Raw genomic sequence first — 26,971 nt, 5'->3', positions numbered from 1 at the left:
CAGGGCGCCCGGTTCGGATTTCGTGCTTCGGCGCTCGCACCGGTGCGGTGTGGCGGTTAGAGGTTGTTCTTCTCCAGGTTCTTCTTCATGTCCGCGTGGATGCGGCGGCGGACGAGGTACTCGTCGTCGTCGAGCCAGCGGCGGCCGGACGGCCCCAGCGCCGCGTCGTCGTTGACGACGGAACGGATTACGTCCTCCACGAGGTTCAGGTGGAACCGCGAGTAGTACTGCGCGGTGGTCCACGTGTTCGTGATTTTCGCCGGCGACATCTTCTTGAACAGCTCGATCATCCGCACCACAGCGACCTCGGCCGGACCCTGGCCCAGCGCGGTGACGTAAGCGCGGGCCAGTTCGGTGTAGTCCTTCGGCTGCAACGATACTGCGGTCGCCCCGAGCAGCTCTTCACGCGCCAGCTCGAGGATCGGGTTGGCCCGGTCCTGTCGGCCGAAGTGCAGCCACCCGCCCGCGAGGTTCAACTGCGTTTGCAGCACGGCGGCCCACATCTCGGGTTTCGCTTGGTACTTCTTCTTCAGCTCGGCTGGCGTCGCGCCGCCCAGGATCTCGCTGTGCAGCTTCGTCAGGAACCGGTCGATCTCGTTCGACAGCCCGAGCCGCCGCAGGTTCCGCATGCACTCGTTGGCGACGACGTTGATGAGCTTGAACTTCATCTCCGGCGGCTTCGCGTGGACGAGCGCCGTGAAGTCGTCCACCAGCTTCTTCACGAGGTCGTCGCGGTTGAAGTGGCCCGCGTGGAACATCGCCCGTTCGAGCAACTCGCCCTGCTTCTTCGGCAGGTCCGGCGACTCGTTGGCCCCGCCCGCGCCCTGGAGGGCCGCCGGCACGAGGTTGAGCAGCTCCACCGTGAACGCCTCGTTCACGTGCAGGGAAGCCAGCGGCAGCCCCTCGTGCAGTACGTGGAACTGCACCTCCTTCTGCGTCTTCCCGTTCACCCCCTCCTTGTACAACTTGCGGATGCGGTCCGCGAGCTTGTTCGGGTCCTTGATGGTGTGCAGGTCCGCGAGTTCTTTCTTCAGCGGGTCCTGGTTCTTGGTCCAGTAGCTGTACGGGTCGAGCCGCTCCTGCGGCGACAGGATGCGCGACTGCTCGCGGAGCCGCCCGATCACGTACTCCCCGCGGAGGAACGGGTTGTTCGTGCCGCCGCTGCGGGCCTTGCTCCCCAGCTCCTCCAGCTCCTGCATGATCTCGGCGGACAGTTGCCCGGCCGGCTGTTTGCCCGCGAGCACCTGTTCGATCCGGTACTTGAACGCCTTGTACACGAAGTTGCTGGAGACGGCGGAGACCACCTGCTCGAACAGCTTGTTGTCCTGCCACGTCGCCGGCACCGGCTTCTCCAGCACCTTGCGGGCGTCCTCCAGCAGCTTCTTGGCCTGGCTCGCCTCGCCGAGCTTGCCGACCGCGAACGCGAACAGCAGGTCCACGAGCGGGTGGTTCGCCTTCAGGTGCTCGTTCTTCTGGGCCGCGGCGGAGTCGTCGAGCCACTTGCGGATGGTGCCGTGCAGCTCCATCGCCTTGTCCCGCACCACCCGCATGCGCTCGGAGTCCTTGACCCCGGCGACGCGGAGGAAGTACGGCAGGTCGCGCTCCGCCTGGAGCCCCTGTTCGAGCAGCCGCTTGAGCAACCGGTCGCGGACCCGCGCCAGCCCGAGGACGTCCGCGCCGGCGAGCTGCGCGAGCCGGAAGCCGGCCAGCCAGACCGCCCGAACCGGCAGCGAGCCGTCGTTGGTCTCCAGGTAGTTCTGGAGCGCCGGCAACCGGGCCATGAGCCACGGCGGCACGGGGCCCTGCGCCGCCAGCCACAGGAACGCGGCCACGACCCGGCGCGAGTCCTCGAGCCCGCTGCCGGTGTGGTTCAGGAGCTTGTCGAACTCGGGCGCGGTGATGGTGGCGCCCGCGGCGGGGACCTCGCTGCGGACCCAGCGCCCGAGCCACTCGGCGGGCAGCGGGTCGGCGTCCCACAGGGCGTCCAGCCAGCAGATCGCGGCGTCCATCTGGTGCTTGCCGCTGCCGGTGTAGGCGGCGGCGAGTTCGGGCCACATCGCGACCCGCTCCGGGGCGTCGAGCGGGCCTTCCAGAGTGAGGAACTCCTGTTCGAGCTCTTTCGCCCGGACCTCCCACTCGTTCGGCTTGCGCACCTCTTCGACCGGCGGCAGGAACTCGGCGGTCGCGCCCGGCTTGGCCGGGGCCGCCTTGCCTTTCGCCGGTCCCTTCGCGGCCGGGGCGCCGGCCTTGGAGCCCTTGAGGTCGTCGTCCTTGTCCTTCAGCTCCTTGTCGCCCTTGTCCGGCTTGTTCTTCGGCCGGTCGATCTCCCGGCACTGGAACGCGTCGAAATCGAACCGGGTCGCTTCGATCCAGGCCGAGAGCGCCTTCTGCTCGGCCTCGATAACGTAGTCCACCCAGTCCTCGAGTGAGCGGAACGCGGCGTCGGGCACGAACTCGGGGGTGAAGCCGCCCTTCGCGCCGGGCGCGTCCGTGCCGGGCTCGTCCGGGTACAGCCAGACGACCTGATCGGCGTCGTCGGCCAGGAGCTTGCGCACCGCGTCGCGGCGGAGCGTGGGGTGGAGCCGCTTGCCGACCGGCAGGAACAGGTTCGGGAGCTTCCAGTACGGCTTGAACGCCAGCGCGTTGTCGAGCGCTAGCACCGGGGGCGTGAGCTTGGACGGGCGGACGCGCAGAACGACCGTCCGGCCCCCGCTGGCGTCGGTCGCGACGGCGAACATGAGGCGCTGGAGCAGGCGGTCGTCGGAGTCGCGCACGAGGGCGTCGAGCTGCTCGACGGCGCCCGCGCGCAGCACCCACAGCTCGGCGGTCTCGCTGGCGGTGCCCGGCGCCAGCCGCAGCGGCACCTGCATTTTCTTGGGCGCCTTGGCCTCGCTCCAGCCGACGGGCGCCGCCGGCAGCTTGAACTGGAGGTTGTCGTACACGTCCTGGAACGGGGCCTCGTCCAGGTACACCCACTCGCGCGGCGCGCGGATCAGCACGAGCTGCTTGTCCGAAACCCGCAACTGCGGCGCGAGCGGCAGCGTGTGCCCCACCTCCACCCACACGCGCGGGGCGCGCTCGATGTACGCGCGCACACTTTTGGTCCCGTCGGCGGCCCCCTTTTCGAGCGCGCGGAGCAGCGTGTAGTACGGCGGGCCGATGACCCGCAGCAGCACCCGCTTGCCGTCAGCATCGCCCGTCGTGAACCAGCGGAACCCCTGCCGGTCGTTCCCCAGCCGCAACATCTCGGTGACGAGCGCGGGCAGGTCCTCGGCGCTCTCCAGCTCGAACAGGACCGGCTGCTGGTTGGAGATGGTGGGCGCGGCCGGGTCGCGGGTCACCGGCAGCAGTTGCGGCCAGCAGGTCACCTCCTGCGGGTCGTCGGAGGCGTGCCGCTTCGAGCCCTTCACGCCGATCCGGTCGAGGTTCTTGGTGACCGCGCGGGTGAGGCCGGCGGTCGGCTCGACGTAGATCTTGCCCTGGTCGTCGAAGCTGACCGCGGCCGGCGCGAGCGTCACCTCGGCCGGGACGATGCCGGTGGTCAGCGCGAGCCGGACCGTGTCGAGGTCGGGGAAGAGCAGGATCATGGGTGCCAAGTGTTCGGGGCAGTGGTCATCGGGGCGAAAAACCCGGGGCGCTGCCCGGGCTGAGGAACCGCGGCCCGCGGGCCGCGCCGGCCGGCAAGGGCGGCTACCCCTTGTTGGTCTGCTTCTGGCGCTCGGGCTCGGTGGGCTGCTGCGCCGGGCCGGCCGGCTGCTGCTCGGACTCGCGCTCGACGATCAGCTCGCCCATGTCTTCGGGCTTGATGCCCTTGCCGATGAGCTTCTCGACCAGCGCCCGGTGCATCTGCTCGTGCTCGATGGGCAGCGCGTCCGGGTCGGAGTCGAGCTTGATGATGATGTTCTGCTTGCCGGTGTTCGGGTCCCGCCGCAGCATGATGATCATTTCGGCCATCGGTTCTCCGCGTCTGGTGTTTGGTGGTTCGTGTTTAGTGAGGTGCTCGGCCGCACCCGAGTCGCGGGGCGGCCGAAACATCGGGCGCTAAACACCAAATGCGGCTATTCGCCGTCTTTCTTCTTCGTCGGTTTCTTCTCGGCCGCGGCGCCGCCACCGTTCGCTTCGGTCGCGGTGCCGGCGCCGCCGGCGAGCTTCACCTCTGGTCCCGGGGCGCCCACGTCCTTCGGGTACTTCGCACGCAACTCCTCGATGATCGCCTTCGTGCGGTCGCCCTCGATCGTCTTCTTCTCCGTGAGTTCGTCACGGAGCTTGATGAGGTCGGCCTTGTGCTTCGTGAGGATCGCGGCGGCCTTCGCCTGGGCCTCCACGATGATCGTGTTGACCTGCCGGTCGATCGCCTCGGCCATCGACCCCGACAGCACCGCGCGGTCGCCCTTCTCGTCGCGGAACGAGCGGAGCGGGGCCGCGAGGTTCGACATCCCGCACACCTGCACCATGTACTCGGCGATGAGGGACGCTCGGGACAGGTCCGACCCCGGCGCGCCCATCCCGCTGGCCCCGGTGGACACGTCGCCGATGAGCAGCCGCTCGGCCTCGATCCCGCCGTACAGCACCGCGAGCTGGTCGAGCATCTCGTTGCGGCTCATGCCGATCCGGTTCTTCTCCTGCTTGAACTGCGTGAAGAACGGCGCCCACGGCATGTCGCTCTGGATCGTCACCTTCTCCGGCGGCTGGTGGTGCGGGCAGAAGATGGAGACGAGGAAGTGGCCGGCCTCGTGCGTCGCCACCACCGGCAGGTCCTTCTCGTGGACCTCCACCTTCTCGTCGAACTCGGTGATTGCCTTCTCGATCAGCTTCGGCGTCGTCTCGCCCGTGATCCCTTCGCGGAGCCGCAGCCGGGCCACGGAGCGGCACAGCGCGTTCAGGTGGTCGCCGCTGAACGCCGTGCCGGTGGGGGTCATGTACCGGTTGCCGGTACGGGTGATCGCGTACTCGAGCGCCTCGTCATTGAAGTTGAGGCGCATCTTCTTGTTGTAGATCTCGAAGATCGCCCGCCGGTCGTCGTCGTCCGGGTACGGGATGTGGATGTGGAACTCGAACCGGCCCGGGCGCAAGAGGGCGGGGTCGAGCGACTCCACGAAGTTGGTCGTGCCGACCACGAACACCAGCTCGTCCTTGTGGAACCCGTCCATCTCGGTGAGCAACTGGTTCACCATCGAGTGCTCGACGCCGCTGCCGGTGTACGTGCCGCGGGCGGTGGCGAACGAGTCGATTTCGTCGAACACGATGATCGACGGCGCGCTCTGCCGCGCCTTGTGGAAGATCTGGCGGAGATTTTCTTCCGACTCCCCGACCCACTTCGATTTCAGCTCGGGGCCGCTGACGATGGTGATGGCGGCCCCGATGCTCGCGGCGATCGCCTTGGCAAAATAGGTCTTACCGGTACCGGGCGGCCCCCAGAAGATCAGCCCGCGCGGGATCAGCTCTTCGAGCCGCGCGATCTCCTCGGCGTCGGTCGCGCGGTCGCGCTTGGACAGCGTGTCGAGGATCTCGCTCTTGAGCTTCGCCTTGACCTTCTTGTACCCGCCGATGTCCTTGTCCAAATCGACGGACGGGATCTCCATGTTCCCGCTGAGCGTGGACTGGCGCACCTGCGCGTAGGCCCGCTTCGGGTCGGCGGGGTAGTCCTCGCCTTCGAGAGTCGAGAGCAGGCGCCGGAGCCGCACCGCGTTCACGCCCGAGACGTACTTGTAAAGCTGCCACGGCGAGAAGTCCTTGCCGAACTTTCGGCTCTCCTTCTGCGTGATGAGGTGCCGCAGCCGGTTCCGCGCGATGCCCAGGATGCTGAGCCAGTGCGGGAACAGGTTCTCGATCACCTTTGGCAGCGGGAACGACGGGTCCTTGAACCCGAGCCACACCAGCTCCGGGTTCTCGTACAGCAGCGGGATGACCTCGCGCGCCTCGCCGGTCAGCCCGCCTTGGCTCGTGGTCAGTAGGTCGAGGTGCGGGAGCACAACGACGCGCCGCTCGGTGGCGCCGCGCACGGCGTCGCGGAGCTGCGCGATCATGGTGCCGATGAGGCCCATCGGCATCGCGCCCTGTTGCGGGTCGCGCTGCCGGCCGTCCAGGTAGACGCACTGGAGCTTGGCCTGCCGCAGGCGGTCGCGCACGTTCATGAACAGGTACGGCGCCAGCTCCTTGTCGCACTCGATGAGCGTGGGCAGCCCGCGGACGAGTTTGCTGGCCACCTCGGCCATTTCCTGGCTGTACGCCGCCTCCACCGCCTGCGGCGGCGAGAGGTCGGCGGGCAGGTCCTTTTCCGTGATGCTGATGCTCATGGTGGTGCTTGGTTTTCGGGATTGAGCGTTCAGTTCGTTCGCGGTGGCTTCAGCGTTCAGTGAAAAGCGGGCCGGGGCGCCGCCCGGCCCGCCGACCAAACACCAAAAACCGAGCACGAAACACTAAACCTCGACCTTAATTGTCAGCGAGCCGCTCTCGGCGTCCTCGCTAATTTCTTTAACGGTGCCCATCTGCTGGGCCTTCTGCTTGAGCGCGTCGCGGGTCACCTGGTTCACGATCTCGGAGATCTCCGGTTGCAGGTCCTGGAGGTGCTTTTCGAGCGCCTGGGTGGCCTTGTCCTGCAACTTGGACTGCTCCTGGTCGAACTTCTTGTCCAGGTCCTGCTTGAGCTGCTCTTTCACCTTCTCGCGCAGGCTCTTCTCGTTCGGGCCGACGTCGTTAAACCCGGTGGCCTCGCGCTTCACTTCCTGGTTGACGGTCTGCTGGGTCTCGGCCTTGACGGAGACCTCGCCGCTGCACGGATCGATGCGGACCGTCAGCTCGCCGTCCTTGCGGACCACGGTGCCGTCGTCCTGGTCCTCGAACCCGCGCTTTTTCAGCTCCTCGCGGAGCAGGGTGGCCATGTCCTCGGGGGGGAGGATCTCGAGGATCTCGAGGTCCGTGCAGATCTCGTCCCCGGCCTTGAGGTTACGGGTCTCCGACTCCTTCACGGTGATTCGGTATGCGCGGCTCATGTTCGCGTGGCTCCGGGGTACGGGATCAGGACTCAGCGTAACAGACGCCGGGGGGGCACAACAGGGATCACCCGGGGCTGCCCTCGGAGTTTCCGCCCGCCGCGGCGCCGTCCGCGGGAGCCGCTCCGGCCACCGGGCCGCGGAGCGGTTCGAGCATCTCCACCGCCGCCCGGGCGCGCGCCGCGACGCGGTCGCCGCTCACGGCCTCCCAGTCGGCCTTCCACATCTGACTGGCTTGGTAGTCGTCGTCGAAGTACCCGACGTACCGGGCGCGCTCCTGCCAGGTTTCCAGGATCTCCATCTGGCGCGGCACCGCGAGGGCGGCGCGCTGGGTCTCCAGGCGGTCGGCGAGGCGCTGCGGGCCGCTGCCCTGGAGACCCCCCGTCCAGAACACCGGCGTCAGGTCGGATTGCAGCACCTGCGCGTTCGTGCGCAGGACGAACCGCGCGAGGTCCGTGCGCCGGGCGGCTTCGGCGGCCTGAAGAAAGCCCCGCAGGGTCGCAAACTCGGCGTTCCCCTGGACCCGCATTTTTTTCCAGTCCGCGAGCTGGCCCTTGTCGCGCTCGGTCTTCACCCAGCGGTGCGTCAGCTCCCGCTGGAGGCACTCCAGCAGCACCGCCCGCTGCCCCTGGCACACGCCCGCGAAGTCCGGCACCGCCGGCTTGGCCGCGTCGGGATCGGCGGCGTCCTGGGGCGCGAGCAGCCAACAGAACGGGTTCCGCGCCACCACGTCCTTGCGGCGCATCACCGCGAGCACGTCGGGGTCCGCGCGCACCGCGTCGAAGCTCAGGGCGAAGAACAGCTCGTCCGCCGGGGTGAGGGCCTTTGGGGCCGCGTCCCACGCCACCTTCGACTCGTGGACCTTCTCGGCCGTGAGCCAGAACAGGAAGTCGAGCACCGGGCGCGAGAACTCGAGCGTCCTCTCGTCGAGCGGGATGCGGTCCCAGACGCGCCCGCCGAGGGGCTGCCCGTCGCGCAGGTACTTGTCGTTGCGCCACCCGCCTGCGCGGGTCAGGAACAGCACGAACGCCTTTTTAAGTGTGTCCTTCACCAACTCGACCGCCCCGGCACTGATGCACTCGGGTTTGGTGGTCGCGGTGCGGACCAGTTGCAGCCCCTGGTCCGCCGGGAAGTGCCGGACGAGGAACCGCAGGATGCGGAGCAGGTTGAATTCGAACTTGGTGACCTGCCGCGGCCCTTCCGGTTCGGGCGGCTGCGTTGGCGGGGCGGCGGTGCGCGTCATTTCGTGTCGGTCCCTTGCGCGTTCGCACTCGTCTCGGGCTGGGCCACCGGGAGCGGCTTTTTGCGCTTCCAGCCCTTCCACAAGCCTACAGCATTGGCCGCCGGAAAGCCATTCACCGTGATCTCGCGCCCGACGACGCGGATCTCGAGCGTGTTCCTCTTCCGCCACTGCTCGTCGTGGGAGTAGTGGGGGGTGAGGAAGTGGATGCGCTGGTTGGTGGACCCGATCCAGCGGCGCTCGGTGTCCGGCTGCTCGCGGACGTACGGCCCGTCCACCAGGATGTCCGTCAGCGCGATCAACTCCAGCACCGCCGGGTCGGCCTTCGCCCGGAGTTCCTCGACGGTGAACCCGGTGAAGGTCATTACGGTGAGGCCCAGACCGCGTGCCGCCCGCGCCAGCGCCGAAGCTGCCGCCGCGTGTGCCGTGGGCTCGCCGCCCATGAGCGTGATCCCCTCCACCCCCTCTTCGTCCCGGGCGCGGCGCAACTCCGCAACCACTTCGCCGACCGTGCGGGTCGCGCCCCCTCTGAAGGGCAGGTATTCGGGGTTACAGCACCCGGGGCACCGGAGCGGGCATCCCTGGAACCATAGTGCGAATCGCTTCCCGGGGCCTTCAGCCTCCGTGCAGGGCACAACCTGCGCGATTTGCATGGTGAGCTCGGTGACCGGCGGAGCGTCCATCGCGTGCCCGTGAGTTCTTGATGGGTGCCCCACATTATACCCGCGCGGCGACACGCACGACCCCCGATTTGGCGTCGCCGTACTCGATCGTGATGGTACGATCCACGAACTTCCGCACGGTTTCCACGTTGGTTGTGAGGTGCCGGGTCACTTCGGACGTGCGGTACTCGCTGGCGTCGTCGCTGAGCGCCAGCGGGAGGAGCAGTTGGTCGGCCGAGTGGGGATCGACCGGGCACTTCGCGTCGCGGAACGCGATGGCCTCGTCCGCGGCGTCGTCGGCAACGCTCTCCGCCGGCTTGCCGCGCTCCCCCAGCCCGAAGAACAGCGGCGGAACCGGTGCCTGCCGGAAGATCACCGCCGCGACGCTGCCGGGGGACGCCGCTTCCCACTCCTCAACGGGAATGTGTGACTCCACTTCTTCCGATTTGAGCCGGACGCTTAACCGCCGCGCCTGTTTCTTACCGACCGATTCGGGAAGATCGGCGTATGCACTGAACCCGCCGGCCGTGGTCAGCTCCGGGCACGTCAGCAGCGACAGCCCGTTGACGCGCGAGCACGGGTGGATGACGGCGCGGATCTCGCCCCCGCCGCGCGGGTAGAAGCCGGGGCGCACCAGTTCCAACTCGACCTTGATACCCATGCGCGCGAGGTACGCCGCCCAGGTGGTTTCGAGGAAGTGGTAGCACGGAGCGTGCGCGTTGTGCGTGCCGCCGGTGACGGTGACCTCGCACGGTTTATCGCCCCGCAACGCGAGCGGCAGGTAAACCGTGTGCAGCACGAGCGCCGTCGCGCCGGCGGTTCCGATGGTGAAGGTGTAACTGCCGGCCTTTACGGGTCCGGGCTCGAAGTACAGCACCGACGAGCCGTTCGCCGCACCCTTGTACTGTGCGCCCGAAATGGCGCCTGCCGCTTTCACGCACATGACATGCTGCGGCTGAAGCCCCGGCTTGCTCCGGTTCGCGCGGATGTTGGTCAGCTTGAACGGCCGCCCTGTGAGTACGGACAGCGCCAGCGACGAGCGGAGGATTTGCCCCCCGCCTTCGCCCTCCGAGCCGTCGATTTCGATCATGCCGTCGCTCATGGCGCACTGACACTACTGGTACCGCGGCGGTTCGGTCACCTCGAGCGCGGCCCCGCCGCTGAAGTGCAATTGTCGGCGACGTGAGACGGGCGGGCAACGCCGAACCTCGTTGCGAGTCACTCTCCGGGCGGTGTGGGCTGTATTAAGGCGGGAACCCGGTGCGACCGGATGAAGACACGTCGTTGCTCCACAGGTCGGAAGCGATCGATGCGGCTTGGCGTTTGGACTGAAAAGAAGCCGCGCCCAACCGACCCTTCCGCCCGCCGCCCTTAGCCGGCCCGCAGCCACTTCGCCACGTCACGGGCGTGGTACGTCAGGATCATGTCCGACCCGGCGCGGCGGATGCTGGTGAGGATCTCGAGCGTGACGCGGCGCTCGTCGATCCAGCCCTTCTGGGCCGCGGCCTTCACCATCGCGAACTCGCCGCTCACGTTGTACGCCGCCACAGGAACCTGGAACCGCTCCTTCACCCGGCGGATGATGTCCAGGTACGACAGGGCCGGCTTCACCATAATCATGTCGGCCCCTTCCGCGAGGTCGATCGCGACTTCTTTAAGGGCCTCGTCGCCGTTCGCGGGGTCCATCTGGTAGGTGTTGCGGTCGCCGAACGACGGCGGCGATTCGGCGGCCTCGCGGAACGGGCCGTAGAACCCGCTCGCGTACTTGGCCGCGTAACTGAGGATCGGGACGTTCTGAAAGCCGGCGTCGTCGAGGCCGGTGCGGATCGCGCGCACCATCCCGTCCATCATCCCACTGGGCGCGATCACGTCGGCCCCGGCCTTTGCGTGGCTCACGCACTGCTGCGCGAGGATCGGCAGCGTCGCGTCGTTGTCCACGTCCAGAATCCCGCCGCGGTCGCACAAAATGCCACAGTGCCCGTGGTCCGTGTACTCACAGAAGCACTCGTCCGTAATGAGGAGGACGTTCGAGCCGTGAGCCTTGCGCAGCGCCCGCAGCGACTGTTGAACGATGCCCTCGTCCTTCAGCGCGCTGGAGCCGGTGGCGTCCTTGAACTCCGGGATGCCGAACAGGATGAACGCCTTGATCCCGAGATCGCGGGCGGCGCCGACCTCGTCCACGAGGGTGTCGGGGCTGAGCTGGAAGTTCCCGGGCATCGAGCCGATTTCCTGGCGCACGCCCGCCCCGGGGCGGACGAACAGCGGCAGGATGAGGTCGTGCGCGGACAGTTCCGTCTCGCGCACCAGTTCACGAACCAGCGGGTTGTAGCGGAGCCGGCGCGGGCGCGCCACCGGGAAAGTCGTGGAGGGCGGGGTGTCGCCGCAAATCGGGTGGTTCATCGGTTCGGTAGCTTGAGTGGAGACGAGTTCGCGCTTCGCCATCTTACCGGGGCTCGGTCCCGTGTGCAGGGGCGCGCCGTCCCGTCGCCACTCGTGCCGGTGACCCGCGGCGCTCTTAACCGGGAGGTTCGGGTTGGCCGGTCGTGAGGCCTGCGAGCGCTGGGGAGACGTCTTTGCGCTCGACGAAATGGGCTAAACCGGGGTTGCGAGCCACTTTCGGAACCGTCATTGTGCAGGTTGGGCCGTGCCGGCGGGACCACACAGGCGGGTGACGAGATGGACTTGTTCGACGATTTGAGGGACGAGAACCGCCTCCGCGCGCGTCCGCTGGCTGCCCGGATGCGCCCGCGGACGCTCGACGAATACGTCGGGCAGACGCACTTCCTCGCGCCCGGCAAGCTCCTCCGCCGGATGCTCCTGGCGGACCGACTGAACTCACTCATTTTTTACGGCCCGCCGGGGTGCGGTAAGACGGCTCTGGCCCACGTCATCGCCAACCACACGAAGAGCCGGTTCAAGCCGCTGAACGCCGTTGCTGCGGGCACCAAGGACGTGCGCGAACTGCTCGCCGAGGCCCGCGGCCACCTGGAAGAGTTGGGCGAGCGCACGATCCTCTTTCTTGACGAGATCCATCGGTTCAACCGCGCCCAGCAGGACGTGCTCCTGCCCGACGTGGAAGACGGCGTCATCATCCTGATCGGCGCGACGACGCAGAACCCGTTCTTCGCGATTAACACCCCGTTGCTTTCGCGGAGCCAGATCTTCCGGTTCGAGCCGCTGTCGCGTGACGACGTCCGCACGCTGATCCTGCGCGCCATCGCCGATGCGGACCGCGGGCTCGGCAAACTCAACGTGACGATCACCGACGACGCGCTGGCGTTTCTGGTCGAGGCGTGTGACGGCGACGCCCGTCGCGCGCTCACGGCACTGGAGATCGGTGTGAAGTCGTCCCTGGCGCCCGAGAACGCGCGCGCCGCGGCTTCGATCCGGTTCGACCTCGAACTGGCTCAGGACTCGATCCAGCAGAAGGTGATCGAGTTCGACCCCACCGGCGACACCCACTACGACACGGCTTCGGCCTTCATCAAGAGCCTTCGCGGCAGCGACCCGGACGCGGCGCTTTACTGGATGGCCCGGATGCTCGAAGGGGGCGAGGACCCGCGGTTCGTCGCGCGGCGGCTGGTCATATTCGCGTCGGAGGACGTGGGGAATGCGGACCCCTTCGGGGTGGTGCTGGCCAACGCCGCGTGGGACGCGGTGGAAAAGGTCGGACTGCCCGAGTGCCGGATCAACCTGGCTCACGCGGTGACGTACTTGGCGACTGCACAGAAGTCGAACGCGAGCTACATGGCCGGCGAGGCCGCCGCAAAGGACGTAAAGGAGGGGCGCACGCTCCCGGTCCCTCTGCACCTGCGCGACAAGGGGTACCGCGGGGCGAAGGAGGTGTTCGGGCACGGGGTCGGATACAAATACGCGCACGACTTCGAGGGCGGGTGGGTCGAGCAGGAATACATCCCGACTGACGCGGAGTACTATCACCCGACCGACCGGGGACACGAGGCCAAGATCAAGAGCCGGTTGGAAGAGTTGCGGAAGCGGAAGCGCAAGCCTGAGGATGTGGAGTGATCGCGCCCAAAAGGTCCCTCGGCAAGCCGCACAAAAGACGGGCTGACCAAACCTGACCTGTCCGATACCTTTTCCCGGCCCGAGTCCCACCTAGCCTCTTGCGGGTTGTTCATCTCAATTTCGACGGTCGCACCAGTGCCTCCGACTTCGTTTCCCACGTCCCAACGTCCGCGGCTGTGAGGGCGAACGCAAAATGCGTTGGTGGAAGCCCGGAACGGCCGGGAAGCGCGCCACTACCCGCGTCGAACGACCGTCGCTCGCGTTACCACGAAACAGGACCAACACGTTCCGACCTGCCGTGTCGAGCCCGATCAGACGGCCGGAGCCCAACAGTATTTCGAGCCTGAGAAGGCTATAACGCTGCTACCGCCTGATCGGACAGGCGCGGGGAGGTTTCCCGGATGTCATTGATCCGTGCGACCGTTACTCGTCAGGCTTTTGCACCCGGAAACGGTTCGACGTGTATGTCACCGGTGCGGCCGATGTACTGCACTCTGCGACCGGTGATTTGGGTGAAATACCCGACGCACCCGGCCGCCATGATCCGGCTGAGGAACTCCGGATAAGTGATCCGGGTGTGCTGCGCGGCTCGCACGGCCGCCTCCACACCGGTGGCGTCAAACTGCTCGGTTATTGTTGCTTGCGGGCCACCCAAAGCGAACGTGTGCGATTCCCCGCACGGAAAGTAGTACGTCGTTTCGTCCCGGGTTAGATCAACGTGGCACCGCTCGACGCTTACCTCACTCAGCCGTCGCACGACTTCCGGAAAAGACACCCGACCTGCTAGTGAGAGTTCATTGCACTCCCTCAACACCGCGACACGCTCTTGGTTAGTCATGGCCTCACATTATCCTTCTGTTTGAGCTTCACTCGACGGGCACGTCTTTCAGCCCGTGCCGCCGCACAACGTCTTTCATCAGTCCCATCAACATCGTGCGCTGCTCGGCGCTGAGGTGGCCGAAGAACTCGGCGTCGTTAGCGTCCGCCAGGGCCGCCAACCGCGGGACAATCTCGCGACCTGTCGGTGTCAGAGCGACTGTCTGGAACCGCTTGTCCCCGCGGTTCGCCGCCCGTGACACCAAGTTCTTGGCGAGCAAGCGGTCAACGAGTTTGGAAACGGCCCCGCGGGTGAGCCCCAATTCCTCGGCTAATGCACTTGGCGCCGTGGCACCGGTACCGAGCAACCGACGCAGCACCACCCATTCCGCGACCGTCACCCCGTGCCCTTCGACCTTTGTCGCAAACGCGTGCGATACGTGGTTGGAAACGTAGCGCAGCCAGAACCCAATGTGGGCGTCCAGTGGGCTCGGCACGGTTGACATGAGTGGGGTCCAACGGCCAATTGGTTTCCTAGGAAACTATATGAGCATATGCCTGGGACCGCAACGCGGATTCTGTTCACTTTCGAAGCGGAAGGTACGCATCGCGGGGCGGTCAAGAACAGCACCGGCAACCGGCCCGTGGGGCAGAAATGCAACACAGAACTCGTCGATCCGCTTAAACTGTGCGACAGCCGCGCTGTCGCGGTTCGAGCCACCCGCACCGGCCGAGAATCTCCATGATTCGTCGTTGTTTGCTCTCTGCGGTTCTGATTGCGGCGGTCACTTCTGCTTCCGCTCGCGCCGCGGAGCGGCCCAATGTCGTCGTCGTGTTGGTGGACGATTTTGGCTGGGGCGACCCGGCGTGTTACGGCAACACGGTCGTGAAGACCCCCAACATGGATCGGCTCGCCAAGGAGGGCGTGCGGTTCACGCAAGGGTATGTGGCCGCGCCCATCTGCTCACCGTCTCGGTGCGGGATCATCACCGGCCACTTCCCGGGGAAGTGGAAAATCACCAGCTTTCTCCAAACCAAGGCGGGTAATAAGGCGTGCGCAATGGCCGATTACCTCGATCCCCAGGCGCCTTCCTTGCCACGAATGCTGAAAGACGCGGGGTACGCCACCGCCCACATCGGCAAATGGCACTTGGGGGGCGGGCGGGATGTCACCGACGCCCCGAAGTTCCATGAGTACGGGTATGAACTGGGACTGGGCACCTACGAGAGCCCGGAGCCGGCCGCGCCGCTGGGGCTGAAAACGACCCCTTGGGGGCCGCAGGACAAACTCGAGCCGCAACAGGTGCCGCGGCACGAGCGGTCTAAATGGATGGTCGACCAGACCTTGGAGTTCCTGAAGAAGAACCGAAGCAGACCGTGTTTCGTGAATGTGTGGCTCGACGACACGCACACGCCGTTCGTTCCGTCCGAGGAGCAGATGAAGGCGGTGCGCGCCCCGGGCGAGGCCGAGCAGCGGACCAAGTATAAAGCGGTGCTGGCCGCGCTCGACGTGCAACTCGGGCGGTTGCTCGACGGGCTCAAGGGCACGAACACGTTGGTGCTGTTCCTCGGCGACAACGGACCGTCGCAGCCGTTCGCGCGGGTGCGGAGCGGCGGTCTCCGCGGGCAGAAGCTCAGCCTCTACGAAGGCGGCGTGCGGGTGCCGTTTGTCGCTTGGTGGCCCGAAGTCGTGAAGGGCGGGGGCGTCAACGACAAGACCGTCATCGCGGCCGTTGATTTCCTGCCGACGTTGAGCACCCTCTGCGGCGCGCGACTGCCAAAGGGATACACCCCCGACGGCGAAGACATGGCGCCCGCGATCAAAGGCGAATCGCCGGCGCGCACGAAGCCGTTGTTTTGGGAATACGGGCGGAACGACACGTCGTTCGCGTACCCGATGGACCCGAAACACCGCAGCCCGAACGTTGCTGTCCGCGACGGTAATTGGAAGCTGTTGGTCAACGCGGACGGCAGCGGCGTGGAACTGTATGATCTGGCCGTTGATCCGAAGGAAGATAAGAACGTGGCGGGCGACAAGCCTGACGTGGTGAAGCGGCTCACCGAACTGGCGCTCGCCTGGAGGAAGTCGCTGCCGTAAACGAGCACATTGCCTTTGGGCTACTGCGCCGGCTCGCATCGCTCTGCGAGGCGGCGCGCCAAACTATTGCGGACGCCCCTCTGGCAAACTGACGGCCGGAGGGCGCATCCGTTGGTGGGGTTCGTCGAGGCTGCGCAGGAACGCTTCCAGGTCGGCCAAGTCGAGCGTGTTGAGCCCGAGCGGCTTCAGAAAGCGCGACTTGGTCGGGAAGTTCGGGTCGTCCTTGAACTTGTCCGTTTTTCGTATGGTTGCGCCGCCGGCGTTGTACATCCGCAGCAGACCTTCCAACTCGAACAGCCCGTTGTGCATGTACGGCGCGGTGCGGCCCACGTTCCGCAACGGCGGCGTGCGGAACGCGCCCACGTCCGCCGGCGCGTTCGTCACCCGGAACCGACCCAGGTCTTCCAGTTCCCGTTTGTAGTAGCTCAGACCGATGTCGTGGAACTTCCCGTCCGACAGGGTGGGGCCGTTGTGACAGTGGAGGCACCGGGCGTCGGTGCGGAACAGGTGCAGCCCGCGCACCTCGGCATCGGTGAGGGCATCGGTTTTGCCCTTCAAGAACGAATCGAACCGGCTCCGCCCGCCGATCACGGTTCGCTGGAAGCACGCGAGCGCTTGGGACACCCGGTCCAAAGTGACGGTGCCGTCCCCGAACGCCTTCTCGAACAGCGGGGGGTAGCCTTTGACCTGCGTCAACCGACCGACCACGCCCTTCTCGTCGGCGCGCATCTCGTCCGGGTTGGCGAGCACGGCCTTCGCTTGGGCCTCGAGGGAATCGGATCGGCCGTCCCAGAAGAAGGAACTGGCGAACGCGACGTTCTGCACGCTCGGGGCGTTCCGCTTGAGCGGTTTGCGGTCGTGTCCGAAGGAGGTCGTCCGGCCGTCCGCCCAGGCTAGGTCCGGGTCGTGGCAACTGGCGCACGCGGCCTGCCCGGCGCCGGACAACCGGCCGTCGAAGAACAGCGCCCGGCCGAGTTCCGCTTTGTCTTTTGAGTACGGGTTATCTTTCGGGTGCTTGACTTCGGGGAGCAGCCCGAGTTCGCGGTGTTCGGCCTCCTCGTCAAGGGTCGGCTTCGGCCACTCGGCGGGCATCCGGGAGTAGGCCGTGCGCAACTCCGCGGCTCGGGCGCGGGCCTGCTCGGCCGACGGCTGCGGGCGCGGGGGAAGCCGGGGAGAGGCCGGAGGTGGCGGCTCTCGCGAGATTCCTAATCCTGCGGCGGAGAGGGCGCCGAACAGCACAAGAGACCGCATCAGAACTCCTCGGAGATCACTTCCCCACCGGCACGTGTAACGATGGCGGCGACCGTTCCTGCGTTCACGGACTGACGGAGGAACCGCACGCTGCCGTCTGCGAGGGAAACGTTCGCGCCACCCGAGTGGAAACCGTAGATGGAATAATAGTTGTTGCAGTTCACCATGCACGACCCAGGGTGGGTCATGGTACTCAAGTCGGCCGGCGTGGTGTATCCCCGCATGATCGAGCCGTTGGGTTGAGCCCATCCACCGTTTGGGACCGAACTCCACGCCGTATCAGTTCTGCCCGAACGCCAGTTATCGGGCCGCCCTCCGGATTCAACCAACATGAGCGTGTTCGAGGTGCCGTCGGTGATTTCGAGCACCTTCGTGAAGACGTTTTTGTCGGTACTGCACGCCCCGTTGATGTTAGCCGGTTGGGCGTAAGTAATGACCGGGCCGTACAGATTGCTACTCACACTCAACGCCAAGCTGTAATCGGCCACCGCGTACGTCTTGCTGGACAGGGTGCTGAGCCGCGTGCCGCTAGGGACGGATGGGCATACAAGTATCTGTACCGGCATGTTCGCGGCGAGTTGGTTCACGGGATCGCTGAACGTTTTGGTGGGCACCCACAGTTTGCGGACGTTATCCTGCTCGATGTACGGGAGCACCTGAACGCCCCAGTACGCGATCGCAGTGCCGGACGGATCGGCCGGCTGGGACGTATAGTAGGCCGGGAACCCGCCGATCGCTGACTCGAAGTTGTGGAACGCCAACGCCGTTTGCTTCAGGTTGTTCTGGCACTTCATTCGGGCCGCCGCTTCCCGTACCTTTTGGACCGCCGGCAGCAACAGACCGATCAGAATGGCGATGATTGCGATGACGACGAGAAGCTCGATCAGCGTGAATGCGAGGCGGCGCATGGCCGGTCTCCGATGGCGCTAGTGGCGAGTAGCCGCGCTGCGTCCGGAGGTAAGCGCCGAGCGGTCGCATCCCGAGGATTGTGGCGGTGTGATTGTGGGCTGCTGAGACGGCGTCTCAGCAGCCACGGGTATCATAGCGGGCGAGTCTGGACAAACAAGCTGCCCACACGAGAGCGTTGGCGCAAATAACGGCCATACGCCAATAGATTGTGAGTGTATTTGTTATGTTTTATTTCAAATTTTTAGTATGATGAGCGTTTCTCGCGCGACCCGTTCGCGGCGTTCGAGAAGGGCCGTCTCACGGGCTCATGTCGATGCCGCGCACGTCGATCCAGCGATGGGGGGCGAATACCGCGACGTGGTACGGCGCCTTCGAGAGCGTGAACGGGATGCGGCGGTCGTTCCTTCTCGTTCTGAAGTTGACGCCCTGTGACGACCGAGCCCGGTTTTGTAGCGCCGAGTGGCGGACACAGACACGCCGCACCGGACCGTACACCCGCTCGGTTCACCGACTGATATCATTGGTGGAACCGGGGCCGTACCGGGTCCGTGCTGCTCGCCCGCCAGACACGTGCGGTCCGAGTTCTCAACAACACAGGTCACCCAATGGCCGGCACCGATCCCGACGATCCCGTCGTTTTCACCGCCGAAAGCCCGCAAATCGCCGAGGCCGTCGTGAAGTTACTCGCGGCCAACGACGTGGCCGCGGAGATCGCCACGGGCGGCCCCAAAACGACCTCCGACCCGCTCACAGGTGCGGCCAGCCTGGCCGAAACGAACGAATATCCGGTCGTGGTGACAGACCCGGCGAAACGCAAAGCGGCTCTCGACCTGCTCGCGACCGCGCAAACCGCGGCGGCTGTGAACGCGGTACGCGAGCGCCGCGAGAACCGCACGGGGACGGTATCGGCCACGTGTGAGGATTGCGGCAAGTCGTCCGAGTGGCCCGCCCGGGCGCAGGGCACGACGGAAGTGTGCCCGCACTGCGGCGGCTACATGGACATTCTGGACCCGGACGACGACTGGTCCGGGATGGATTTCGGCACCGCCGAACCTGAGGACAAGTGATGTCGTTTACGCTGGCACCGTTCACCGTCACCCCACAGGAGGTGGGGTTCACGCTCGCGAAGGTGCTGCGCGCGCGGCTCGGCGGGCCGTCGTGGACCGACGTGCGCAAGCTCATCGCCGCCCGGCGGGTCAAGGTCGGCGATTCCGTCTGCTCCGATGAAGCCCGGCGACTCAAGGAGGACGAGGTCGTGGTGCTCCTGGAGCACCCGAAGCCGCTCCCGCGTGCGGCCCACCCCGAGCGACTGGTGGTGCGGCACCTCGACGAGCACGTGGTGGTGGTGGAGAAGCCGGCCGGCGTCAACACCGTTCGCCACCCGGCGGAGCTGGAGTGGTCCGAGGAGCGCCGCGAACTCGACCCGACTCTGCAAGACCTGACGCAGTGGGCCGTCGGTCGCCAGTTGAACCGCGACGCCCGCGACCTCCCGCGGCTGCGGATCGTTCACAGACTCGACAAGGAAACGAGCGGGCTGGTCGTGTTCGCGCGGTCTGCGCTCGCGGAGCGCGAGCTCGGGATGCAGTTCCGCAAGCACACGGTGGTGCGCCGGTACCTGACGGTGGTGCCGGGCATCCTCGGCGCGCAAACCATCAAGTCGAACCTGGTGACGGACCGCGGCGACGGCCGGCGCGGGAGCACGAAACTCCCCGGCGTCGGGAAGGAGGCCGTTACCCACATCACGCCCGAGGAGCGGCTGCCGGGTTACACACTGCTCTCGTGCCGGCTCGAAACCGGCCGCACTCACCAGATCCGCATTCACCTCTCGGAAGCCGGGCACCCGGTGTGTGGCGACAAAGTGTACTGCAAGAAGGCGAACGGTGAGGTGTTCGACGACCGCAGCGGCGCGCCGCGCCTCGCCCTGCACGCGACCGAATTGGGGTTCGAGCACCCGGCGACAAACGGGCACCTGCACTGGACGATGCCGCTGCCGCCGGACCTCGCGAAGTTCTCCGAGCGACTGCGCGCCCGATAAGCGCGTGACCGCTCCCCGCTCTATCTGCGCGACACAAAGCTGAAACGTGACCTGCGAGCTGAACTGTAGCGTCGCTCGCGGCTACTTGGTGAGTCCGTACCGGTCGATCTTGCGGTCCAGGGTCGAACGCTCGATACCGAGAATGGTTGCGGCTCGTGACTTGTTCCAATCGGTATGCTTTAACGTTTCAAGAATGTGACGCTTCTCCACTTCTTCGATCGTTTCGGGTTTGTACGCCGGCGCCGCCTGCACCACCGGTGCGCCCACGTCCAGCCCCGAGAGCCAGATGTCGGCGGCATCGAGTTGCGGGCCGCTGCCGAGCGCGACGGCCCGCTCGATCACGTTCCGCAGCTCGCGCACGTTCCCGGGCCACGGGTACGTGCGCAACTTGTCCAGCGCCTCGGGGGTGAACCCCTTGAACTTGCGTGCAGTCTCGCGAGCGAACCTCTTCAGGAAGTGCTCCGCGAGCAGAGGCACGTCGTCGAGCCGGTCGCGCAGCGGCGGCACGTCGAGCTGAACCACCTGGAGACGGTAGAACAGGTCGCGCCGGAACGTGCCCGCCCGGACCGCCTCTTCCAACGGGCGGTTGGTCGCGGCGACCACACGCACGTCCACCTTGATGGCCGTGTTTCCACCCACCCGCTCGAACGGGTGCCCCTCCAGCACGCGCAGGAACTTGGCCTGTGTGCTGAGCGCCATTTCGCCGATCTCGTCGAGGAAGATGGTACCGTTGTCCGCGGCCTCGAACTTCCCGACCATCCGCTCCGTCGCGCCGGTAAACGCCCCCTTCTCGTGCCCGAACAACTCGCTTTCCAGCAGCGTCTCCGTGAGCGCCGCGCAGTTGAGGCAGATGAACGCGCCCTCGCGCCGGGGGCTGTGCAGGTGGATCGCCCGCGCCACCAGCTCCTTGCCCGACCCGCTCTCGCCCCGCACCAGCACCGTGGCGCGGGTCTCGGCCACCCGGGCCACTTGCGACTCGATTTGCCGGAGCGGCTCGCTTTCGCCGACGATCTCGCTCTCGAGCTTCAACTGCGACCGCAGGCTGCGGTTCTCGGCCGATAGGCTGGCCTGCCGGGAGAACCGGTGCCACACGGTGCCCAGGTGCCGCGCCACCGCGAGGGTGAACTCCAGGTCGTCGGCGTTCAGGGGCGCGTGCCCGATCGTCCGATACAGGTGCAGCAGCCCCAGCACCTTGTCGTCGGCCATGATCGGGGCGCAGATGAGGCTCGCGACCTTGAGCTCCGCGATGCTGTCGCGGTCCTTCAGCATCCGGTCGGTGGCGACGTTCTCCGCCAGGATCGCCTGCCGGTCGGACAGCACCTCGCTGCTGACGAACTGTGACACCTTGTGGTACGTCGCCGGCCCGCCGTTGCGCACCCGGTGCGTGACCAGCTCGAGCTCGCGGCCCTCTTTAAGCGCGAGCACCGCGACCACCTCGGCGGGGGTGGCCCTGAATACGGCGTCCGCGGCCAGCGCGCACAGCGCCGGCTTGTCCGCCGCCGCCGCCATGTCCAGTGCCAGCCGGTACAGCACCCCGACGGCTTGCGGCGGCGGCACCCGGGCGGCGGGGAGGGTCGCTTCTGCGTCCGGAGTTGTGGAGGGCTGCTGCTGGTACCGGGTCTGCCCGAGTCGCTTCCGGATCTCCAGCCCGTCCACGTGCTCGGTCGCGGCCGGCGGCGCCTGCGGCGGGTCTGGTAACTGGCTCATCTCGTCAACGAAGACGAACCGCGTGCGGCCGAGGCGCAACTCGTCCTGCGGCCGCAGGGGGCGGTCGGAGCGGAGCAACTCGCCGTTCAGATGCGTGCCGTTCAAACTGCCGAGGTCGCGGACGAACCACCCGTCCTCTGCCGCGAACACCTCGGCGTGTTCGCGGCTGCACAGGTCATCACGGAGCACGACCCGGTTGGTCGGCGCGCGGCCCAGCTTGTACCGCGTGCCCTCGTGCAGAGGGAACACGTCGCCGAACCCGTCATCGCGGCGGGCAACCAGGAAAGCGTCAGGTGGTTGGGCCATTGGGTCCGAGCCGGGAGCGGGGGCGACGGGACACTTCCACGATAGTGGCGGGCCGCTTACGGGTTCAAGCCGGAACGCGGCTCCGGCCCCCCCCCGCTAGTGTCGGGGTCACCGAGAAAGCTGATACAGCAGAACCGCCAGAGCGCCGAACGACGCGACTGCGCACAAAACCGCGGCGGGACTGAACGCGACGTACACCAACCGCATCTTCACCCCATCGGGCGGGGCCGAGACGCCGGCTGATTCGGGCTGCCAGGGCTCGTTTCCGGCCCCGCGAACGGGGACGATCTCGGCCCGGCTCGTCCACAGTGCGACACTGCCGAACAGCAGCAGCGAGAACGCGAGCACGTGGACGGCGAGCGGCACTTCGACGTTCCCCTGCGAGTCGCCTACCTTCAGCACCAGCGCGAGCAAAATGGCCAGTCCGTTGTTGGTCGCGTGGAGCAGGATCGGCACCCAGATCGATCGCGCTGCAAGGTAGACGAAGTGCAAGTACAGTCCCATCAGCGTGATGACAACAAGCTGCGACGGGTCGAGGTGCATGGCGGCGAACAGCACCGCGGTGAATAGCACCCCGACGGGGATGCCGTACCGGGCACACAGTCCGCGGCCGAGGAACCCGCGACACCATAACTCCTCGACCACCCCCGGCCCGACTGCCACGGCCAACGCGGTGAGCGGCCAGGGGAACGACCCGAACACGCCGTTGAGTGCTTTCACCACGGGCGGCGGCTTCATCCCGGTCGCCCAGAGGAAAAGCGTTTGAATGAGGTCCGCGCAGATCATGAACGCCGGCACGAGGAGTAAGGCGAGGAACACGTGCAGCGGGTGGGGTCGGCGCAGCCCGATCTGCCGCGCCCAGTCCGGGCCGATCCGCCGCGGGAGCACAAGAAGGATCAGCCCGAGTGAGGCAAATTGCGCCGCGAGCATTCCGGACGCGAGCGACCGGCCGATTTCGTCCGGGATCGGTGAGCGCTCACCCTCGGACTTCAGATCAACGGCCTTCCCGAACCCGTCGAGCTGTTCGTCCGCGAACGCCTTGGGGTCGGCAGCGGAGTACATCAGCGCCCCGAACACCACGCCCGTGCCGATGATTGCACCGAGTAACTGAGTGGCAACGAACAGCCCGCACCACACGACCGCTTCTAAGAGACCGGGGCGCGGCCGGGTCGTTTGCGCCGGCGCCACTGGCGCCACTAACGGCAGGTCGGTGCGGGTCACCAGCGGTGGCTCGTTCGTGGGTTCGCTCATAAGCCATTTCTTCGCCAGCGGGCGAACACCGGGGTTAGTACCGCAGCAGTCCGGTATATTCCATCAACTGCAACAGCCACGGGTTGCGCCACGGGTTCCATGCCGGGTAGAACACGCTCAGAACCCCGAGCCCCAGCAACACGGCGCCCAAAAGTCGCCCGGCGGCGCTCCGGGCGAGCCAGTCGGCCGCGGTCGGGAGTGCGAGCACCCACAGCGGGATCAGCCAGAACAGCCACCGCGGCCCGCTCGTGTTCCCGCCGTAGTTGTAGCTCTGGGTTCGCATCAAGTAGAAGCAAAATACTGTTAGCGAGACGACGACGGTCATCGCCGCGAACATTTCGCGCGTCCAGCCCGTCGCTTTTTGCTTCGCGAACAACTTGCGCACGTCCGGCGCGCTGCGGATGCCCGCCGCGAGCAACCCCGCGAACGCGAGCAGCCACACCGGCGTCAGGCTGAACCATCCGTGGTGGCCGAGGGTCAGGTGGAACGCATACACACTGGTCGGTTCGTTATTGAAGTCGATCCCTTTTGCGGCCGGCGTGCCGAGCTTGGCCCAGTGACTCCCCTCGAAATTGTACCACTCCCCGCCGAACTCGCTGTACGCCGGAAGAAGTCGGCCCATCGCCGCGTAGTTTGCCAAGAAGAGTGCCGCTAGCGGGACCAGCGCGCAGGGCACGAAAAACAGCAACGTGTGGCGCGGCCGCGCCACGAGCAGCGGTACCATCAGCGCGACGAGGAACGCCAGCGCGGGCAGCTCAAAGGTCGCAGCGAACGCCGCGAAGAACCCGCACGACCCGTATCCGACGGGAGGCATGTCGCGGTTCTCGGCGACCGCACGCAGCAGCGGGTATGAAGCGAACAGCACGCAGTACGCGGCCGGGAGGTGGTTGTTCAGCGTGTGCGAGAACGTGAGCAGGAACGTCCCCAGAGCAGCCGCGGCGAACGTGAGCAGCTTCCCGAAGTCGGTCTTGCCGGTTGTATCGATCAGCCGCCCGAGCAGCACAAGGTACACCGCCATCGGCAGCACGTTCCAGGTCAGCACGATGGTGGGAATCACGAGCCACCGGTCGCGCCCGATGTCCCACCCGACCGCCCGGTTGAGCACCCAGTACTCGCACGCGACGAGGACCGCCATGAGCGGCGGTTTGCTCGAGTAGAACTCCTTCGTCTTGGGGTTCATCACGACATCGAGCGACCGGTACGCTGGTTCCGCAACGATGCCCACGTCCTTGTACTTCGTGGGATCGCCCGCATCGGGATAGGTCCGCTGACCAATGACGAAGGTGCGGTCGTGAACCAGCGCGCGCGCGGTTGCCCAGCGGGATTTGTCGTTGGAACTGAATGTGGGGTGCGGGTCCGGCCGGGAGGCCGGCCAGGCGCGGTCCGGCTCGGCCCCGTACCCACCTTGTTCGGGGGCCTTATAGCGGCTCGGTTCGATGACGTTCTCGGCGCCGACGGTCTTGGCGGCGGCGATCGCGACCGCTGCCGCAGTGAGGAGCAGGAACGCCGAGCGACGCAGGTCAGACGGTTCGGCTGCCATCGATCCGCTCTGGGGGAAGGGCAGGGGGACGATCCGGGTAGCTCAGCTCTGGGCCGGTTCGGACGCGGCGGGTGTCCGCTCCATGACACTGTACGGGTCGTTGTCCAACCACTTGCGCGCGACGGTCATTTCGGACACCAGCCCGGCGAGCAGGCATTGCCCGCCGAAGAGGGCACATCCCATCGCGAACGTTGCGGCCATCATCTGGGCCACGGGGCCGGCCCCGTAACTGCTGTCGATGAGACGCAAGAGCCCGTTCGCCAGTAGCAAGAAGAAGCCGAACACGCCGGCCGCCCCGAACCCGAGCCCCCATGTCCCGAGAAGGTGATTCGGGCGGCGGCCGAATCCCGTCAGGAGCCGAACGGTGGCGACATCGAGTGCGCCTTTGATGAACCGCTTCCAGCCGTATTTCGAGCTGCCGAACTTGCGCGCCCGGTGCCGGATCACCAACTCGCCGACCTTGAACCCGCGGGCGGTTGCCAGCACCGGCACAAACCGGTGCAGTTCTCCGTACAGGTACACCTCGCGGAGAGCCTCAGCACGGTAGGCCTTCATTCCGCAGTTGTGGTCGTGCAGGTGGACGCCGGTGAGCACGCTCAGGAACTTGTTGAACACCCGACTCGGGAACACCTTGTGCCACGGATCGTGGCGCACCTTCTTCCACCCACTCACCACATCCAGCCCGCCCCGCAGCGCTTCGAGGAATCGGGGGATCTCGTGCGGGTCGTCCTGGAGGTCGGCGTCCATCGTTACGACGACCTGGCCCCGCGCCGCGTCGAACCCCGCCGCCAGCGCGGCCGCTTTGCCGAAGTTGCGCCGGAACCGGACCCCGCGGACCCGTTCGTCCTTTGCCGCCAGGTCCTGAACCACCGCCCATGAGCGGTCCTTGCTGCCGTCGTCGATGAAGATCATCTCGACCCGTTCCGGGAGGCCGCGCGCCACCTCCACGATTTCCGCGTGCAGCGCGGCCAAGCTCTCGTCTTCGTTGAAAACGGGGATTACCAGCGACAGCACCTCGACGGCGACGAACCCGGACGGCGCGCGGGTCCCGCCCGCAGTACCGATGGCCGACGGCTGGCTCGCGTTCAGGGTCATGAACTCACCTCGGCGGGGCCGCTGGGCGCGAGCGGCAGAACGGACGGCTTGAGGACGTAGAACAGCAAACCAACGACCGCTTCGCCGGCCGTCCAGGCGAGCCGTAACGCCAGCGCGATCAGCACCGCCACCTGGGCCGCGGTGACCTCGCCCAGCGCGGCGACGAACTGCGGCGCGAGCGCCCACTTCAATACCAGCTCGCGCGCCCCGAGCCCGCCCGGTGCGATCACGAACACGAAGCCCGCGACGTAGCAGAGCGACACGGCCGCCAGATCGCGGGTGAACGCGTCGGTGTCCCACTCCGGCGCGACCGGTAAGAGCCCGTGAACGGTCAGCCCCAAACTGAGCGCGAGCAAACAGTACCCGGCGGCGCCGTGAACAAGCCCTTGCGCGAGCAGGAACAACGACGGCGCGGGGAGCGGCCGTGCGTCCGGACCGCGCCGCTTCTTCGCAACTCTAGCCGCGAACTTGTTCAACACGGCGAGCCCGAGCGGCAGCGCCACGACCGCGAATAGGATCGTCCGCTTGCCCGACACCTCGGCCGGCAGCACGCCCAGCGCCGGTAGGAACAGTACCGCGAGCAGCGCCCCCGCGGACATGCTCACCAGGGTCTCGTACACCGCCGTCACACCCACCGGCACAGGGTGCGCGCCGTGCGGCCGCAGCATCGCCATGCGCATCAGCGGCACCAGCACTTTGCCGGGCACGTACTTCCCGAACTGGCTGATGTAGTAGGTGCGGAGCCCCACCCACCATGACACCCCCGCGCCCTCGAAGTGCAGCAGCCGCACCCAGAACGACGACCAGCACAGGTGCGCCAACAGGTACAGCACCCCGGCGGGTACTAGGTACTCGACGCGCACCCGCACGGGGAGGCTCCCCGGCTCGATGCCCTTCAGCGTGTTGTGGAAGTTCCACGCCACCGCGGTCACGATGACCAGTGCGACGGCCGTTTCGACCGCGAGCCACAGCTTCCGGCGCTTGCCTTTTGACATCTTTCGGATTCTACGAGGCACCGCCGGGCCGGGGAGGTTGTGTTGTCA

The 26,971-nt window shown here is 66.7% G+C and carries 21 protein-coding genes; 4 read left to right on the top strand and 17 right to left on the bottom strand.

Annotation, left to right across the window (positions count from 1 at the left end):
* Nucleotides 1-56: 56 nt before the first annotated feature.
* The 8 genes from R5W23_RS10785 to hemB form a co-directional block, all read right to left on the bottom strand.
* Nucleotides 57-3,587, bottom strand: coding sequence for a hypothetical protein (locus tag R5W23_RS10785; protein WP_320686330.1), 3,531 nt, complete (start codon nt 3,585-3,587; stop codon nt 57-59).
* Nucleotides 3,588-3,690: 103 nt separating this feature from the next.
* Entirely contained in the window at nt 3,691-3,954 is a 264-nt protein-coding gene (locus tag R5W23_RS10780; RefSeq protein WP_261187350.1) for a hypothetical protein, read from the bottom strand.
* Between the two features lie 104 nt (nt 3,955-4,058).
* Entirely contained in the window at nt 4,059-6,296 is a 2,238-nt protein-coding gene (locus R5W23_RS10775) for an AAA family ATPase (RefSeq protein WP_261187349.1), read from the bottom strand.
* 123 nt (nt 6,297-6,419) lie between these two features.
* Complete coding sequence (locus R5W23_RS10770; protein WP_261187348.1) at nt 6,420-6,992, bottom strand: hypothetical protein; 573 nt, start codon at nt 6,990-6,992, stop codon at nt 6,420-6,422.
* A 67-nt stretch (nt 6,993-7,059) separates the two neighbouring features.
* Complete coding sequence (locus R5W23_RS10765; RefSeq protein ID WP_320686329.1) at nt 7,060-8,235, bottom strand: hypothetical protein; 1,176 nt, start codon at nt 8,233-8,235, stop codon at nt 7,060-7,062.
* The gene (locus R5W23_RS10760) at nt 8,232-8,915 is read right to left on the bottom strand and encodes a 4Fe-4S single cluster domain-containing protein (RefSeq protein WP_320686328.1); all 684 of its coding nucleotides are present in this window, start codon (nt 8,913-8,915) and stop codon (nt 8,232-8,234) included. Before R5W23_RS10760 ends, R5W23_RS10765 begins: the two co-directional genes overlap by 4 nt.
* A 34-nt stretch (nt 8,916-8,949) precedes the next feature.
* Complete coding sequence (gene rtcA / locus R5W23_RS10755) at nt 8,950-9,984, bottom strand: RNA 3'-terminal phosphate cyclase (RefSeq protein WP_320686327.1); 1,035 nt, start codon at nt 9,982-9,984, stop codon at nt 8,950-8,952.
* A gap of 281 nt (nt 9,985-10,265) precedes the next feature.
* Nucleotides 10,266-11,294 carry a porphobilinogen synthase gene (hemB, locus tag R5W23_RS10750; protein WP_407936114.1) on the bottom strand — a complete coding sequence of 343 codons (1,029 nt, stop codon included), beginning with the start codon at nt 11,292-11,294 and terminating at the stop codon, nt 10,266-10,268.
* 276 nt (nt 11,295-11,570) lie between these two features.
* Here hemB and R5W23_RS10745 point away from each other — a divergent pair, with 276 nt between their 5' ends.
* Nucleotides 11,571-12,920, top strand: a complete 1,350-nt coding sequence (locus R5W23_RS10745) for a replication-associated recombination protein A (protein WP_261187343.1) — start codon at nt 11,571-11,573, stop codon at nt 12,918-12,920.
* A 430-nt stretch (nt 12,921-13,350) separates the two neighbouring features.
* Here R5W23_RS10745 and R5W23_RS10740 read toward each other — a convergent pair whose 3' ends face one another.
* Nucleotides 13,351-13,758, bottom strand: coding sequence for a DUF1398 domain-containing protein (locus R5W23_RS10740; protein ID WP_320686325.1), 408 nt, complete (start codon nt 13,756-13,758; stop codon nt 13,351-13,353).
* Between the two features lie 28 nt (nt 13,759-13,786).
* Nucleotides 13,787-14,242, bottom strand: a complete 456-nt coding sequence (locus R5W23_RS10735) for a MarR family winged helix-turn-helix transcriptional regulator (protein ID WP_320686324.1) — start codon at nt 14,240-14,242, stop codon at nt 13,787-13,789.
* 236 nt (nt 14,243-14,478) lie between these two features.
* Between R5W23_RS10735 and R5W23_RS10730 the strand changes: the two genes are divergently transcribed.
* Nucleotides 14,479-15,834, top strand: coding sequence for a sulfatase family protein (locus R5W23_RS10730; RefSeq protein ID WP_320686323.1), 1,356 nt, complete (start codon nt 14,479-14,481; stop codon nt 15,832-15,834).
* 63 nt (nt 15,835-15,897) lie between these two features.
* Here the strand turns inward: R5W23_RS10730 and R5W23_RS10725 are convergent, their stop codons facing one another.
* Nucleotides 15,898-17,085 carry a cytochrome-c peroxidase gene (locus R5W23_RS10725; RefSeq protein ID WP_320686322.1) on the bottom strand — a complete coding sequence of 396 codons (1,188 nt, stop codon included), beginning with the start codon at nt 17,083-17,085 and terminating at the stop codon, nt 15,898-15,900.
* The gene (locus tag R5W23_RS10720) at nt 17,085-17,993 is read right to left on the bottom strand and encodes a DUF1559 domain-containing protein (protein ID WP_320686321.1); all 909 of its coding nucleotides are present in this window, start codon (nt 17,991-17,993) and stop codon (nt 17,085-17,087) included. The genes R5W23_RS10725 and R5W23_RS10720 overlap by 1 nt, the downstream gene beginning before the upstream one ends.
* Before the next feature lie 606 nt (nt 17,994-18,599).
* On the opposite strand from R5W23_RS10720, the gene R5W23_RS10715 reads away from it, so the two are divergent.
* Both R5W23_RS10715 and R5W23_RS10710 read left to right on the top strand, forming a co-directional pair.
* Complete coding sequence (locus R5W23_RS10715; RefSeq protein WP_261187337.1) at nt 18,600-19,061, top strand: hypothetical protein; 462 nt, start codon at nt 18,600-18,602, stop codon at nt 19,059-19,061.
* Entirely contained in the window at nt 19,061-20,029 is a 969-nt protein-coding gene (locus R5W23_RS10710; RefSeq protein WP_320686320.1) for an RluA family pseudouridine synthase, read from the top strand. The genes R5W23_RS10715 and R5W23_RS10710 overlap by 1 nt, the downstream gene beginning before the upstream one ends.
* 81 nt (nt 20,030-20,110) lie before the next feature.
* Here R5W23_RS10710 and R5W23_RS10705 read toward each other — a convergent pair whose 3' ends face one another.
* The 5 genes from R5W23_RS10705 to R5W23_RS10685 all read right to left on the bottom strand — a co-directional run bounded on the left by R5W23_RS10705 (nt 20,111) and on the right by R5W23_RS10685 (nt 26,923).
* Complete coding sequence (locus tag R5W23_RS10705; RefSeq protein WP_261187335.1) at nt 20,111-22,042, bottom strand: sigma 54-interacting transcriptional regulator; 1,932 nt, start codon at nt 22,040-22,042, stop codon at nt 20,111-20,113.
* Nucleotides 22,043-22,150: 108 nt separating this feature from the next.
* Complete coding sequence (locus R5W23_RS10700; protein ID WP_320686319.1) at nt 22,151-23,293, bottom strand: CPBP family intramembrane glutamic endopeptidase; 1,143 nt, start codon at nt 23,291-23,293, stop codon at nt 22,151-22,153.
* 34 nt (nt 23,294-23,327) lie between these two features.
* Nucleotides 23,328-24,833, bottom strand: coding sequence for a hypothetical protein (locus tag R5W23_RS10695; protein ID WP_320686318.1), 1,506 nt, complete (start codon nt 24,831-24,833; stop codon nt 23,328-23,330).
* Between the two features lie 42 nt (nt 24,834-24,875).
* On the bottom strand, nt 24,876-25,928 hold the full coding sequence (locus R5W23_RS10690) for a glycosyltransferase family 2 protein (RefSeq protein ID WP_320686317.1): 1,053 nt from the start codon (nt 25,926-25,928) through the stop codon (nt 24,876-24,878).
* On the bottom strand, nt 25,925-26,923 hold the full coding sequence (locus R5W23_RS10685) for a hypothetical protein (RefSeq protein WP_320686316.1): 999 nt from the start codon (nt 26,921-26,923) through the stop codon (nt 25,925-25,927). Before R5W23_RS10685 ends, R5W23_RS10690 begins: the two co-directional genes overlap by 4 nt.
* Between the last annotated feature and the right edge of the window lie 48 nt (nt 26,924-26,971).

This window comes from Gemmata algarum (genome assembly GCF_034097035.1).
Classification (GTDB): Bacteria; Planctomycetota; Planctomycetia; order Gemmatales; family Gemmataceae; genus Gemmata; species Gemmata algarum.
This window is presented reverse-complemented; position numbering and strand designations above follow the sequence as displayed.